The sequence below is a fragment of the Prevotella sp. SGI.167 genome, assembly GCF_050313615.1.
GTDB lineage: Bacteria > Bacteroidota > Bacteroidia > Bacteroidales > Bacteroidaceae > Prevotella.
Window position 1 is genome coordinate 330,413 of the sequence record NZ_JBNPLT010000001.1, and the last position, 12,052, is coordinate 342,464.

The 12,052-nt window shown below is 47.0% G+C and carries 9 protein-coding genes; 4 read left to right on the top strand and 5 right to left on the bottom strand.

Translation table 11 applies throughout. From position 1 onward, the window contains the following. Window positions 1–91 precede the first annotated feature (91 nt). Window positions 92–1,294, top strand: a complete 1,203-nt coding sequence (locus ACQRBJ_RS01390) for a MalY/PatB family protein (protein WP_445302670.1) — start codon at window positions 92–94, stop codon at window positions 1,292–1,294. A gap of 53 nt (window positions 1,295–1,347) precedes the next feature. Beyond that, the gene (locus ACQRBJ_RS01395; RefSeq protein WP_218416625.1) at window positions 1,348–1,872 is read left to right on the top strand and encodes a nitroreductase family protein; all 525 of its coding nucleotides are present in this window, start codon (window positions 1,348–1,350) and stop codon (window positions 1,870–1,872) included. Window positions 1,873–2,187: 315 nt separating this feature from the next. Here ACQRBJ_RS01395 and ACQRBJ_RS01400 read toward each other — a convergent pair whose 3' ends face one another. The 3 genes from ACQRBJ_RS01400 to ACQRBJ_RS01410 form a co-directional block, all read right to left on the bottom strand. Further along, window positions 2,188–3,681 (bottom strand): hypothetical protein, encoded by a 1,494-nt coding sequence (locus ACQRBJ_RS01400; RefSeq protein WP_235389781.1) that lies wholly within the window; start codon window positions 3,679–3,681, stop codon window positions 2,188–2,190. Between the two features lie 12 nt (window positions 3,682–3,693). After that, window positions 3,694–4,920, bottom strand: coding sequence for a carcinine hydrolase/isopenicillin-N N-acyltransferase family protein (locus tag ACQRBJ_RS01405; protein ID WP_445302671.1), 1,227 nt, complete (start codon window positions 4,918–4,920; stop codon window positions 3,694–3,696). A 190-nt stretch (window positions 4,921–5,110) separates the two neighbouring features. Next, a complete protein-coding gene (locus ACQRBJ_RS01410) occupies window positions 5,111–5,845 on the bottom strand; it encodes a helix-turn-helix domain-containing protein (RefSeq protein WP_445302672.1) in 735 nt (244 codons plus the stop codon). Between the two features lie 695 nt (window positions 5,846–6,540). On the opposite strand from ACQRBJ_RS01410, the gene ACQRBJ_RS01415 reads away from it, so the two are divergent. Next, on the top strand, window positions 6,541–6,816 hold the full coding sequence (locus tag ACQRBJ_RS01415) for a hypothetical protein (RefSeq protein WP_294969659.1): 276 nt from the start codon (window positions 6,541–6,543) through the stop codon (window positions 6,814–6,816). Between the two features lie 102 nt (window positions 6,817–6,918). Here ACQRBJ_RS01415 and ACQRBJ_RS01420 read toward each other — a convergent pair whose 3' ends face one another. Together ACQRBJ_RS01420 and gltX are read right to left on the bottom strand one after the other, a co-directional pair. Next, a complete protein-coding gene (locus tag ACQRBJ_RS01420) occupies window positions 6,919–8,190 on the bottom strand; it encodes a glycosyltransferase N-terminal domain-containing protein (RefSeq protein WP_295348221.1) in 1,272 nt (423 codons plus the stop codon). Between the two features lie 110 nt (window positions 8,191–8,300). Next, entirely contained in the window at window positions 8,301–9,818 is a 1,518-nt protein-coding gene (gene gltX, locus ACQRBJ_RS01425; RefSeq protein ID WP_445302673.1) for a glutamate--tRNA ligase, read from the bottom strand. 110 nt (window positions 9,819–9,928) lie between these two features. Between gltX and ACQRBJ_RS01430 the strand changes: the two genes are divergently transcribed. After that, window positions 9,929–12,010, top strand: a complete 2,082-nt coding sequence (locus ACQRBJ_RS01430) for an HDIG domain-containing metalloprotein (RefSeq protein WP_295348192.1) — start codon at window positions 9,929–9,931, stop codon at window positions 12,008–12,010. The last annotated feature ends 42 nt before the right edge of the window (window positions 12,011–12,052 follow it).

Genomic DNA, 12,052 nt, shown 5'->3' on the forward strand with positions numbered 1-12,052 from the left:
GATTTCGATTAGGAGAAAAAGAGAATCATCCTATATAAATAAGAGATTTATCCTATATAGATAGAAGAAACAACATAGATAGAAAACAAATATGAAATACAATTTTGATGAAATCATCGAACGTCGTGGAACCAACTCATACAAATGGGATCTGGTGAAGGAAGACGGCGTTATTCCGATGTGGGTAGCAGATATGGACTTCCAGACTGCTCCCTGCATCATCGAAGCTCTGCAGAAGCGCGTAGCTCATGGAATCTTCGGCTATACCCTCGTACCTGATTCTTATTACGAGGCTATCATCAGCTGGTTCTCCCGCCGCCACCAGTGGAAGATAGAGAAAGACTGGATTCTCTATACTTCAGGCGTTGTACCAGCCATTTCTTGCTGTCTGAAAGCCATCTGCATGCCTGGCGAAAAGGTATTGGTACAGACACCTGTCTACAACTGCTTCTTCTCCTGCATCACAAACAGCGGCTGCGAAGTAGTAGAAAACGAACTGAAACGTGTGGGCAACTGCACTTATGAGATTGATTTCGAAGACTTCGAGCGCAAATGTGCCGACGAGAAGACCACAGCCTTCATCCTCTGCAATCCTCACAATCCAGCCGGAAGAGTATGGAAGAAAGAGGAACTGGAGCGAATGAACGACATCTGTCTCAGGCACGGTGTAAAGGTCATCGCAGATGAAATCCATTGCGAGCTCATCATGCCAGGCTATCAGTATACTCCATTTGCCAGCATCAGCGAGGCTTGCCGTGACAACTGCGTAGTATTGAATTCTCCATCAAAGTCATTCAATATTGCAGGACTTCAGATAGCCAACATTATCAGTCCGGATGCAACATTGCGCCGCCGCATCAACCGTGCCATCAACATCAACGAGGTTTGTGACGTAAACCCATTCGGCGTTATCGCTCTCCAGGCTGCCTACAACGAGGGTGAGGAATGGCTCGACGACCTGAACCAATATCTCTACGAGAACTATCAGGCAGTAAAGGAATTCTTCAATACCGAATTGCCACAAGTTCGCGTTACCCGCCTTGAAGGCACCTACCTGGTATGGCTCGATATCCTGCCATTCGAACTGTCAAGCGACGAGGCTTATGAGAAGCTGATGAATGATGGCAAGGTATTCGTCAACAGCGGTACGATGTATGGCAGAAAGGCTGGCCAGGGCTACCTGCGCCTCAACATCGCCTGTCCTCGCAAGACCCTGATGCAGGGCCTGATCCGCATAGCTCGGGTTCTCAGCCAGTATATGGATGAAGAGGATTTGAGCGGATGCCCTGCATAAAAGAGCGAAGAAAGAGAAAAGATTTCTAAATAAAATGTTTAAAACAAGATAATATGGAAAATGAAGTTTTGAAAGCCATTAAGGAGAGAAGAAGTATTCGTCGTTTCAAGGCAGACCAGATTACCGACGAAGAGTTGAAGACTGTATTGGAGGCCGGCACATGGGCAGCAACAGGTCATGGAACCCAGGAGCCATTCATCATAGCAGTTCAGAATCCTGAGATTTGCGCACAGCTTCGCAAGATGAACGCAGACATCATGGGTGTAGAGAGTGATCCATACTACGGAGCGCCAACCATCGTCATCGTCCTGGCTCCAGAAAGTAATGTGAACGGAGTAAAAGACGGCAGCCTCATCTTGGGCAATATGATGCTTGCAGCCCACTCTATCGGCCTTGCATCTTGCTGGATTAACCGTGAAGACGGCATGTTTGCATCAGAAGAAGGCAAGAAGTTGATGAAGGATTGGAATCTTCCTGAAGGTTTGATGGGAGTAGGAGCTCTGGCTTTAGGTTACGCATCTGCTCATCCTCATACCGTAAAGCCTCGCAAGGAGGATTACTACCGCATCATCAAATAAAAAAAAGCAAAAAAAACAATGCAAGCATGGAAGGAAACAAATAGAATTCTATGCCAAACATCAAAAAAAAGGTCTCATGATTTCAAAAACCATGAGACCTTTTATTTATATATAAGATTCTATATATTATATAATGTAACTAAAGTTTCCCACCCCAAAATAATGGGGTAAAAATAACTGTTTCTCAATAAAAAGTTGTATCTTTGTAATCGCTAAAGAAAAAAAACAACGATTTAAAGAGTAACTGTTATGGATGCAAAATTAAGACTCATGGGATGAATCATGTGGAATAGGGAATGCTGATAAAGCCGAAAATCATGTCTTATATTGCCAAATTGTCCATTGGGGCGATATGGCGAAAGTAGTATTCCAGTCAGCCAGCGTCCACTTCCAAATCTTCAGTTTTGCGCCTATCAGTGACTGCACCCCGCATTTCAGGCTTGCATTGAATGCGAATGTCGGATCACCTTTTGCCGGCACCGTGATGGAAGCATCGGCATCAAGTCCTAACCGCGGGCCGACAGCGATTTCCGGACCGGCGAAACCGTAGATCATCGCATCGCAAGAGACATAGAAGCCTATGCCTGTTCTCAAGTTCACGTTGCCCTTGATGACATCCATGGAAAACTTGTTCTCTATCTGCCTGTATTCACCATAGGCCTTCCATGAGCCCTCATAGAGGACACCGGCCTTGAGTTTATTCTCAAACCTATACGACAGGCCGGTGCTGAGGCTGCCTGTCAGCGTACCGTCAACCTTGAAAATGACACCAGGACTGAAAGTGATGCTCACGGGGACAATGCCAGCCATGAAGACCGCGGTATAGCCGGGAAAACTTATCAGCCGCTTGGTGAACTTGTCTTTTGGCAATGTAAGGCTCTTGCCAACATTCAAGTTCATTTCGGGCTTGAAAGCGAGTCCGCCATAGACACCGGCATCAAATTTCTTTAACGTTATGCCTTTCTTAAACGAGAAGCCGGTCTTTAATTGCAGCTTGGCGTTGACCTTTGCCTTAACGGGAACTTTCAGTCCGATGCTCGCATCCGCTTTTGAATCCAACTTGATGTTTGCTTTCAGCGTGACATCCTTATTGACAATAGCCCAGTCGATGTCAGACTTGTCCAGATCCTCTGCCGTTGCATAAGCATAGCCGTCCGTCCCGGAGGCCCGGGTGAACTGGCTGCGTGCAAGTGCCATGTCTTCCGTCACCTGCACGTCCTCTCCAGCGCCACCATTGTCGGTATAGAGGATAACTGCCGGATGGATGGTGTCTCCCTCCATATATCGGGCGGACATGTCTTCAACGGCATTGGTGCCACCGGCGCGCGTCCAGGCTTTTGCGGCTTGATGGTTGACATGGATTTTTGTATCGAAATTTATCTCCGCATCCTCCGGCAGTACGTCTGCCAACGAAGCGCTCTTGTCAACAGTGAGCACATAGCGGCCGTTATCCAGCATTTCAGATGTGACGCGCCGGATGTAAGGAAGGCTGTTCACTTTTTGCCATACCGCCATTGGTCTGCCAGAGAAGCGGGTGATGCCCATCTTGTCGGCCAATGCCTTGCTGACAGCAATCCGTGTGGTGTCGGCATTTAGGATAATGACATCATCGGATGCCGTGAAGTGGTGGTAGGTCAGTGAGATAGCGGATGAGTCAGCCGTCTCAGCCCCGCTGCCTCCCGGGGATGCTGCGTCGTCTGAGCAACCTGTTACAAAGAAGGCAGGGATTATCAGCATGATAGCTAGCCAATGAAAGCAATTGGCTTGCCTTAGTGCCGGAATAAGTTTGAATAAGGTCTTGTTCATCATGCCAGTGTTAAATTATTTTATCTTGAAGTTAAACGTCTTGCCATATTCGCGAAGAATGGACAGACGGAGCGTCTTTTCAGAAAGGTCGTAGAGGGCTGACCATTGGGTCTGCGACGTGAGTTCCTCGGTCGGAGGCTGTGAGACGGCCTGAAGCAGCGGCATGGCATCGGCCGCTTTCAGTACATAGTTGTTGGCACGCAGGGTGTTTCTCAGTGTATCATAACGCACCTTGCCGTGTTTTGATCCCCAGCCGTCGGTAGTGCCAACCATCGTCGGCGAGACATAGAAATTGGTGACACAGCGCAGGGTGTCGTTCCCTTTCAGCACCTCCATTACTCTCGGTGTGGTCTCGCCTTTGGAACGGGTATATTCCACAATGGCATAGTCGCCAGTGGCATCGGCCATGAAGTAGTGGTAGTTGCCGCGTCCGCTGCCGCGCATGTCCATATCGTAACTGCCCAGGAGCTGTATGGCCTCATTCACGGTTGAGGCCTTGTCGAGCAACATTCTTATAGCTGTCGTCGTACCAATGCGCGGCTTGCCTGTCTGCTGGTTGGTCTGGTTCTCGTTAAGTGACAGCACACCGATGGCAAAGCCGTCCTCATTGATGCCGTCGAGGGCGGCATAAGGCAGTCCCATCAAGAGTGAGAGATCAGTTGTTCCATCGGTATAGAACCCCTTGCCATAGCCTAAGTTCATGCCATCGACCATCGAAATGGACCGTTTCCCGCCAGCCGGTGCCGTATGCACTAAGATGGCCGCTATTGACTTGTAGCTCTTTCCGTCGGCAGTGGAATGACGGTAGTCGTAGTTGCGTCCCATCATGAAGTTGCCGCTTTGACGCTCAGGTGCAGCGAAGGCGCTACAGCCTGTGCCAAGAGAGACCTTTGCCTGACTTTTAGGAATACTGTCATAGAGCAGGTAGGCGATGTAGCTGAAGAGCTGGTTGGTTTGTGTGTAACCGGCCTTCAGTACGTCATCCAGTCTGTAATCGGCCGTATAGTCGATTTCGTACAGTCGGCCGGTCCCGTCAACATCCCTCATGGCATGCAGCATTGCCAGTTTGCCGTCGTCTTTGATGTAGGCTGCTGGATTGTGTGTGATGACGGTCGGAGCATCGTTGTCATCATTGCCGCACGAAGTTGTAAGGATTGCAATAATCACGCACGCTACTGACAACAAGTGGCGTGTGAGAATAGTGTTGGAGCATCTTTTCTTTAGCATTTGTTTCTTTGTCATATTTGTCATATTTGTGATATTTGTTAATATTCGCACCGGTTGGTGTCGGCAAAGATACGAAATGTTTAAGACATACGAAAGTCCAACCTCTGTGGAACAGAGATTTTTGTGCGTAGAACAAAAACTTGCTGTTAGCGCAATAGCTAAGTTTGCTGATAGAGCAAAAATTGTGGATAGCGCAACTTTGGCCTCAGCCATTTGCGATAGCCCTCTTTCGCCATTTGGACGGCGGACAGCCTTCTTTCGTCGTGAATATCTTCGTGAAATAGCTCAGCGAAAGAAACCCCGATGCCTCGGATATAGCGGCGACCGTCAGTTCCGGATGCTGCACCAACTGTTGTTTGGCGTAGGCAATGCGGAGTTCGGCAATCCATTCGCGGAATGACACGTGATAAACCATCTTGATGTATGATGAGAGGTAGGTGCGGTTGGTTACGAGTGTGGCTGCCAGTTCCTCAATGGTCAGCCCTTGACGGGTATAGCCGTCGGCAGTAATCCACTTGTCCAACCGCTCCTTGATGGTGGCGTGATAAGTTGGAAGGAGCGCATCATCATGTTCATTGCAGTTAAGCGTTTGGCTTGTTTCCTCCATCATCTCTTTCTCTAAAATACTTTCCACCTGTTCGTAAAAAAGCAGATAGTTCAGATAGGAGCAGTAAAGATAAATGTAGAAAGGAATGCTCGACAAAATCCAAAGGAAAACGAAGCGGTCGGGGAGGAAAGTGAGCAGTCCGCAGCCAACGCCATATATCAGCGCCCACCATGTGAAGATGGACATCCAGTGGATGTAGGCGCCGATGTCCTCTGAGTGCATGTCGTCGAACAGTCGCACGGCACGGCGGTATGTGAGGATGATGTTGCGTGAAAGACAGATGCCGTAGGCAATAAGCCAAAGTGCCATGAGTGCAATTGCGGCATGTTGCATTGTGCCCTTTGACACGCCCAACAACAGCACAATGGAGAGAAGAACGTAGGCCAGCCATCCAGCGATATGCATAAGGAACCGCCTCACTGTAAAGTAATGGGGCTTGAGCAGTACCATGAAAGCGCAGTTGAAGAGCCAGTAAGTAAGGTAATAGGTGGAGAGATTCATCATGATGGCTGCCTCTTTCCAAAGAAACCGGGGAGCCACAAATAAATGCACCGAATAATTGGCTGACAGTGCCAGCAGCGCTCCGGCCATGAGGCGACGCGACATGAGATAATTACTGAAGATGCGCTTGTCGGGTGTCTTTGCCAAAAGAAAATAGAAAGCAAAGAACAGCATCAGCACAAGAGCTATGCCGAGGGAATTGTCGTATAATGTGTAATTTGGAGAAATCATGATGTTGCGATAAATGTTGTTTGTCAATATCTGTATGGCGGAGTCAATTAGCAAGTGCAAATTTATGATTTATGCCTTAATTCCGCAACTAAGCGTGTAATTTGTTATTAACAAAAGTTTCCCTCCCAAAAATAATGGGGTGAAAATAACAGTTTCTCGATAAAAAGTTGTATCTTTGTAATCGCTAAAGAACAAAAACAACGATTTAAAGAGTAACTGTTGTGGATGCAAAATTAAGCAATTTTTCTGAGTTATCAAACATATTAAGTATTAAAAGTTCATAGCGAACCAATTTAATGGCACTTTTTACCCGTTTTGCCAAACAGCGTAATGCCGAGAACCCAAACGCCATCCGCTTTAACGAGTCTACGGAATCGAAACTGAAGGTTGCCGTTGACATGATAAAGAGAGCTTGGAGTCATAAGTGCCTGCGAGCCAAGTATGTTCTTTGTGACAGCTGGTTTACTTGTGAATATCTCATCGCCGAAGTTAGAAAGCTTGGCAAAGGAGCCTTGCATCTTGTAGGATTGGCGAAAATGGAAAAGAAGTGGCATAAAAAACTTTTTAGGTAACCGTTAAAATGCCCTGTTTATAGGGATTGATGGAACATTAAGGACTCAAAAATGCCCTATAAACTGGGATGGGAAACCTTAGTAATGTAATCCTTTTATACATTATAATTTAACCTTTGCCAAAACCTTACCGGTGGCACCCGAAAGACTCGCTACGAAGGCTCCAGCCTTATCACCAGCCTGCTTCAGGAAAGCCGCATCGTTCATCATGGAACTCATCAAGCCCTCGAAGTCCTCATAGGTATTGATTTCAAAACCGCCACCCGACTTCAGCAAGCCCTGAGCCTCCTGGAACTTCTTGTTGTTTGGACCAAAGATAACCGGCATATTCCATACAGCAGCCTCCAGGGTATTATGAATACCCACACCAAAACCGCCGCCGATATAAGCCACATCGCCATAGTTATACATGCTGCTCAGCAATCCGAAGCAATCGATAATCAGCACATCAGCCTTGGCTGCCTCCTCAGGAGTAGTCTGTGTATAGCGCACCACCTTCTTATCCTTCAAGAGAGAAAGAATCAGCTTCAGATGTTCCTCAGCAATCACATGAGGAGCAATCAGCAGTCGCCAATCCTTATGCTCATTGAAGAAACGGATAAAGATTTCCTCATCTGGAGGCCAGGAGCTACCAGCTACGAATACCTGATAGTCAGGATGAGATGCTTTCTCAGAAGACGCAGCAGAATCAGAACCAGCCATCCCACTTCTGAAAGCTTCGCAGATAGGCAAGTGCTTTGCCGCCTGCTTAATCTGGAGCACACGGTCGAAACGGGTATCTCCTACCACATCCACATCAGTGATTCCGATGCTTTCAAGCAATCGCTTGCTTTCCTCATTCTGAACAAAGAAACGGGTAAAGCACTTCAACACACCAGCATAACTCCTGCCATACCACTTGAAGAACACCTGATCCTCACGGAAAATACTGCTCACACTATAGGTAGGAATATTGCGATGCTTCAGGATATGAAGAAAATTAGACCAGAACTCATACTTGATGAAGAAAGCCATCACAGGACGTACAAGGCGGAGGAAACGAATGGCATTCAGACGGGTATCTACTGGCATATAACAGATGATGTCTGCACCCTCATAGTTCTTGCGCACCTCATAACCTGAAGGAGAATAGAAGGTAAGCAAAATCTTATACTGCGGATATTCCTTGCGGATGCGTTCCATCAAAGGACGTCCCTGTTCAAACTCGCCGAGCGAAGCCGCATGAAACCAAATGTACTTAGCTGTAGGATCCACCTTCTGCTTCAATATCTTGAAAGCCTCACGTTCGCCACGCCACATCTTGCGCACCTTTTCATTAAACAAGCTGGCTATGGCTATGCCCCAAAGGACGAAATAGATTACGATATTATAGATCATGATATTTCTTTATATTGGTTACTATCTATAAATACGTGAACTCTCTGAGGAAAATGCCGCCACATGTGCAGAACATATTTCCCCAGAGAGATATTTATATCTGTGAATTAACCCAAAACTTCGATAGCCTTGCGAAGACGACGCAATGTCTCCTCCTTACCGAGGAAGGCAGAGATGTCGAACATTCCTGGGCCCTTACCCTCACCCACAAGAGTCAGGCGGAAGGCGTTCATCACATCACCGAGCTTATAGCCCTTGTCCTCTACCCATTTCATCACGATAGGCTCCTGACCCTCGATTGAGAAATCCTCAATACCCTCGAGTACCTCAGCGAGTTCGGTCATCTGCTGTGCAGAATACTCCTTCCAGCGCTTCTTGGCTGTCTTTGCATCATACTCTGTAGGAGGAATGAAGAAGAATGAGCACAATGGCCACAACTCATAGACGAAGTTCACACGGTCCTTCATCATGTGTACCACCTGCTTTACGCGGTCCAGAGTCTCCTCTACACCATTGTTTGCCACAATAGGTGCAAAGAGATTGGCAATCTCATCGTCACTCTTCATGAGGATATACTCATGGTTGAACCAGATGCCCTTCTTGAAGTCAAACTTGGCACCAGCCTTAGAGCAACGGGAGATATCGAATGCCTTCACCAACTCATCGAGAGAGAAGATTTCCTGCTCTGTACCAGGATTCCAGCCTAGGAGCGCCAGGAAGTTGACTACAGCCTCTGGGAAGTAGCCACTCTCACGATAACCAGAAGAAACCTCACCCGTCTTAGGGTCATGCCACTCCAATGGGAATACAGGGAAACCAAGGCGATCGCCATCACGCTTAGAGAGCTTACCCTTACCCTCTGGCTTGAGGAGCAAAGGCAGGTGGGCGAAGCGAGGCATAGTATCCTCCCAACCGAAAGCCTGATAAAGGAGAACGTGCAATGGAGCACTAGGCAACCACTCCTCACCACGAATCACGTGAGAGATTTCCATCAAGTGGTCGTCCACGATATTTGCCAGGTGATAAGTAGGCAATTCATCAGCACTCTTATAAAGCACCTTGTCATCCAGGATATCGCTCATCACCTTCACATCGCCACGAATCATATCGTTCACGTGAATCTCCTGACCCGGTTCAATCTTGAAGCGTACAGTATATTGCTTACCATCTGAGATGAGCTGATCTACCTCCTCCTTGGAAAGGGTAAGAGAGTTGCGCATCTGCATACGGGTATGAGCATCATACTGGAAGTTCTGAATCTCGGCACGCTTTGCCTCCAACTCCTCTGGAGTATCAAAAGCGATGTAAGCCTTGCCGTTGTCCAGGAGCTGCTGCACATACTTCTTATAGATGTCGCGACGCTCACTCTGGCGATAAGGACCATGCTCACCACCGAAGCTCACACCCTCGTCAAACTGGATGCCGAGCCATTTGAAAGATTCCAGGATATACTCCTCAGCTCCAGGAACGAAACGATGAGAGTCAGTATCCTCAATACGGAACACAAGCTCACCACCATGCTGGCGAGCAAACAAATAATTATAGAGGGCGGTACGAACACCACCAATGTGCAATGCACCTGTAGGACTTGGGGCGAAACGCACCCTTACTTTTCTATCTGTCATGTCTTATTTTATAGCTTATTTCAAATTTTTCTGCAAATTTACATCTTTTTTTGCGATTATAATAGTTTTTTTTCGTATTTTCGCACTGTAAATAGAATAATTAGACGAAAATGAGCATATTCAACAACCCAGAACACAATTATTGGCGTAATTTTGCCACAAAAGCAGTTCTTATCTGCGTAACCGTTGCCATCATTGTTTGGTTCTTGCCACACAATGAAGGAAGACAGTATCGGTATGATGTAGGAAAGCCTTGGATGTACGGTTCCGTCATCGCAAAATTTGATTTTCCTATTTACAAGACAGATGAATCTATCAAGCATGAGCAAGACTCTTTGCTGAAACAGTTTCTGCCTTATTATACCGTCAATCCTAATACGGAAAATGTACAGGTGCACCGGTTCCGACACGACTTCAGCCAGGGCATTCCCGGACTGCCTAAAGAGTATGTTGAGCTCATAGCCCAGCAGCTGCACAAAATCTATCAAACCGGAATCATCAATACCCCGGAATACAACCGTATCTATAAAGACTCCACGAGCATGATTCGCATCATCAGCGGAAAGAATGTCCGTAGCGTCCCTATCGGCAGTTTCTATTCTACCATTGCTGCCTACGAGCGAATATTCTTCGACGAAAGGATAGCCGCACAGCGCCAGATTCTGTCACGCTGCAACCTTAATAATTATATCGAGGCAAACCTCATTTACGACAAAGAACGAAGTGAAACCGAGAAGAATGATATGCTCAGCAGTATTCCGCTCGCCAGTGGCATGGTGATGAGCGGTCAGAAAATCATAGACCGTGGTGAAGTGATTACCGACAACACCTACCGTGTGCTTTGTTCTTTTGACAAAGAGATGAAGCGCCGCAGTTCTACAGCAGACGAAATCACGACAACCATCATCGGTCAGATTCTTTTCGTCTTCATCCTGGTCATCATGTTCACCAGCTACCTCAGCCTGTTCCGGAAAGACTATTTCGACAAGCCCCGCAGTATCACCATGCTCTATGCGATGATAACGCTGTTCCCTATTTTTGTTTCACTCATCATGAGTCATAACTTCTTCAGCGTTTATATCATCCCATTTGCCATGACACCAATATTCGTGCGCGTCTTCATGGATTCGCGTACAGCATTCATCACCCATGTCACGATGATACTTATCTGTGCGGCAGCCGTAAAATACCAGTACGAGTTTATCATCGTACAGTTGGCTTCCGGTCTGGTTGCCATCTATACGTTACGCGAACTTTCCAAGCGTTCTCAGATATTCATCACAGCCTTGCTGGTTGCCCTTGCCAGTGGCGTGGTATACTTTGCACTTCAGCTGATGCAGGATAATCAGGTGTTCAATATCGATCGCAATATGTACACCTATTTTACCATCAACGGTATTTTCCTCCTGTTGTCTTACCCGCTGATGTATATCATCGAAAAGATGTTCGGATTCACCTCCAACGTGACGCTCTTCGAGTTGTCAAACACCAACAAGGGACTGCTCCGCAATCTGAGTGAGATAGCACCGGGTACCTTCCAGCATTCCATCACCGTAGGTAACCTGGCTGCAGAAATCGCCAACCGCATCGAGGCAAACAGTCTGCTGGTACGTACAGGAGCCCTCTATCACGATATCGGAAAAATGACCAACCCGGTTTTCTTTACCGAAAATCAGGCTGGCGTAAATCCACACGACCAGCTGAGTGACCTGGAAAGTGCACAAATCATCATCAATCACGTATACGAAGGCTTGAAGATGGCAGAGAAGGTTGGCTTACCGGGCATCATCAAAGACTTCATTACTACGCATCATGGCATGGGAATCACCAAATTTTTCTATGTCAACTATTGCAATGCCCATCCTACAGAGGTGGTTGATAAATCCCTATTCCAGTATCCGGGTCCTAACCCTTTCACCCGTGAACAGGCGATATTGATGATGGCAGATACTGTAGAAGCTGCCTCCCGTTCAATGCATGAATATACCGAGGAAAGCATCAGCAACCTGGTGAACAAGTTGATTGATGGTCAGGTAGCTGATGGTTTCTTCAAGGAATGTCCGATTACATTCCGCGATATAGCCCTTGCCAAACAGGTTCTTATCGAACGTTTGAAGGCAATTTACCACACTCGCATCTCCTATCCTCATTTAAATGGAGATGCCAAGAGTGCAACAACAGCCAAGGCATAGAAAACGCCATGTAAGGCAATCCCCCAAAACGGCAACAATGAG